This window comes from Oleiphilus sp. HI0061 (assembly GCF_001635675.1).
Genome location: NZ_LWFE01001415.1, coordinates 1 through 2,385 on the forward strand (window position 1 = coordinate 1; position 2,385 = coordinate 2,385).

Here is a 2,385-nt window from a genome sequence, read left to right on the forward strand (position 1 = left end):
CCTAACCGATTCACTTGTGCGCGCGCCGACGACTGTTAAGTGCCCTGTCATAATAATCGGGATCTTTGAATCATTAACATCTCTTAAACCCAGTGCCTTACTATAAAGCACCTGATAGTGCTGCTTTATCGCATCTTGTACATCTCGTTGCTTTTCTTTCCCTGTCGAACCGGAGTGACTACCAACCAGGTCTCTAGCTCTTAGAAATGGAACGGCACATATAATTCCCTTTATTTCTCCAGCAGCGCCTGTCACGGGCAATAGCTGTTGCTCGTAGGTATTCTCGTTTGCAGAAGAAATTACATGCGTGTTGAAGTGTGCAAGCAAGTCAGAGGTTTCTTCAAGCATGGCGACAGAATCATGATTTCCGGCAACAATAACGAGAGGCACAGCCTTGTTTGTCGCTTCACTAAAGTCAATCACAAACTTGTGATAAAGTTCGCGAGCATAGCTAGGTGGAGCCCCGGTATCAAATATATCGCCGGCAACAATAACGGCGTCAACCTCATGCTCAAGAACCTGCTCAACCAGCCAATTAAGGAAACCCTGATGTTCTTTTTGGCGACTTTTACCCATGAAATACTGACCAAGATGCCAGTCGGAGGAGTGAATTATTTTCAAGATGTTGACCCGATTTTCAATTTGAAGACTAATTTACCCCTTATTTTTGTGAAGTAAAGGCATTTTATTGCGGACTTGGTTCACATGGTTGCATAAGCTTTCAAAGTGATACAAAGATCACCTTGTTAATTTTCTTGTAAAAGATAAGTTTAATAGTAGCAATGAATTAGCAGGACTTATTGAGACAGATTATGAAAAGACAACTCATCTATCACACACCGATTGCACTCGATGCACAAAGCTATAAAACAAGTGAAGCATCTGTTTTATCAGGCCAAGGGGTACANGAGAGAGCAACGATTAAAACCATTTCTCGTGACGGCATATGCCTAAACTGTGACCAAGAAACCTTGCATCGCTTACTACCCAATACACCTTCGGTATCACCTAAGTGTCCGGTTAAAGTTGAAGTCGCATTTAAATTAGAAAGCTTTCTTCAAATTAATGCAGATGTAATCTGTATTAGACGCTTATCTAAAGATACCTTTCAACTTGAGTTACGCTTTGGCGCCTTAGATGCCGAAGCTGAGTGTGAAATTGACGCCTATATTGAACATTCACTATACAAAGAAAAGAGTAAAGTAGTGCAGCCGATAAGAGCTATGAATGAATATTCTGCAGTTGCTTAAGCATTTGATGATGTATAACTAGTTCACACCCAAGCTATGCTCTCGATGTGAACACTGATTTAAGTATTGGCTGGCTTAAAGCTACTTAGTGGGAGTAAGGGTAGGAATAGTATCTTGCTTACTTTCGGTGAGAGCACTAACAAGCTCTGCTTCTGGACGAGAGATGCCACAACTATTCATTAGGTCATCGATCCCCGCTCCCAACTCCACCAAACGTGACGCTTCGGAGTAAGAAACTTTAGTCGGGTCATTTTTCTGCATTTCGTCTATTATGGCTTCAAGCTCTTCGACACGCTTTTCCAGAGCAATAACCTTACGCCCAACACCCATTGAGCCATGGCTAATTCCCTGAACTTCTTTTGATAGCTCATCGACCAGATCAGCAGTGCTCCTTTCTGATAAGGTAATGCTACGCTTGATTACCAAAGCGTACACCGCAAGCAAACATACGAGTATCGCTGAAACCAATGGAACAAACTCTACAGAAATTGACATGCCTACTCCTCATAGCCCTCAATTAGCATTGAGGGCCAAAAACAAATTGGCTATCGAGTTTAGAACGAGCCCATTTCAGACCATTCTTCTTCAGATAGCATCTTCTCAAATTCAACCAAGATAATCAGTTCGCCGTTCTTATTACAAACGCCCTGTATAAATCTTGCACTTTCTTCGTTGCCGACATTCGGCGCAGTTTCCATTTCAGAGTGTTTAATATAAACAACCTCTGCAACCGAGTCGACCAGAATACCAATAACCTGCCCATCAATTTCAAGAACAACGATACGAGAATGGTCAGTTACATCGGCACTAGGTAAACCAAATCGAGCCCGTGTATCGATAACCGTTACTACATTACCGCGCAGATTGATAATACCCAACACATAGTTAGGTGCGCCTGGCACGGGGGCAATTTCAGTATAACGTAATACTTCCTGAATCTGCATTACGTTAATACCATACGTCTCGTCTGCTAAGCGAAAAGTGACGTTTTGCAGAATCGGATCTTCAGCAGCATGGCTACTGTGCCCAGTGTTTGATGTCATTAGTTGACCCCTTACCTATTTCCTAAAAGACAATAATTCGCGCCAAGTTTTCAAAGCTTTACTCTCTCACGTCAAAAACTTAACAGATCATC

The 2,385-nt window shown here is 42.3% G+C and carries 3 protein-coding genes; all 3 read right to left on the reverse strand.

The features are described from left to right. Positions 1-621 (reverse strand): exonuclease subunit SbcD (gene sbcD, locus A3735_RS22405; RefSeq protein WP_197483094.1); only part of this gene is annotated, 621 nt, incomplete at its 3' end. A 710-nt stretch (positions 622-1,331) separates the two neighbouring features. Beyond that, on the reverse strand, positions 1,332-1,745 hold the full coding sequence (locus A3735_RS22415; RefSeq protein WP_068513732.1) for a DUF2802 domain-containing protein: 414 nt from the start codon (positions 1,743-1,745) through the stop codon (positions 1,332-1,334). Positions 1,746-1,804: 59 nt separating this feature from the next. Then, positions 1,805-2,293: a chemotaxis protein CheW gene (locus A3735_RS22420; protein ID WP_068506790.1), complete on the reverse strand. Its 489-nt coding sequence runs from the start codon at positions 2,291-2,293 to the stop codon at positions 1,805-1,807. Positions 2,294-2,385: the final 92 nt, after the last annotated feature.

What these genes read in the sequence shown, in the direction of transcription:
- A3735_RS22420 (WP_068506790.1), bottom strand. Translation starts at nt 2,293, where the DNA reads ATGACATCAAACACTGGGCACAGTAGCCATGCTGCTGAAGATCCGATT.
- A3735_RS22415 (WP_068513732.1), bottom strand. Translation starts at nt 1,745, where the DNA reads ATGTCAATTTCTGTAGAGTTTGTTCCATTGGTTTCAGCGATACTCGTA.